This is a genomic window from Candidatus Nanopusillus massiliensis, from assembly GCF_920984865.1.
Map to the genome: position 1 here is coordinate 183,471 of NZ_OV100765.1, position 618 is coordinate 184,088.

Here is a 618-nt window from a genome sequence, read left to right on the forward strand (position 1 = left end):
TTGAATTAAATATTTTATTCCATTGATTGTATATAGTGTTCCAATTATATTTACCTTATTTTTAACATTTTCAGGTAATGAATTATATATAAAATCCTTTTTTGCCCACAATGTTGCTATAGAAATATTGCTTTTTGGATTTACAATTAAAATATCTTTTTCTAACATATAGATAATTTTTTATTTTTTCTTATAAATTTTCTTTTTTATCTATTATCCCCAAATATAATAAATTTTTTACATTCTTTTTGTTCATTTTATAACTTCTATATTGCCAATAGAATATAAATAATATTGAAATTATTCAAATATAAATGGAAAGATCTCCAAATGTTACTTATTAAAAATGTAAAATATTATAGGAATCTATAGATGTTAACTGTATTATTATAATATTCCGAATAGGATTATGAATGNNNTTAGTATTATATACATTTTTTCTACAAAAATTTTTCTACAAAATGATAATTGATAAAATATTCTTGGAAAAATTTTTAGAATAAAAACCTTAAAAGATTTTTAAATAAATTATTTAGATGGAAGACCATATAGATTTTGAAAAGCCCAAAATATTAGGGATTNNNGATAAAGTACCAGAATTGGTAATAAAAGTATACG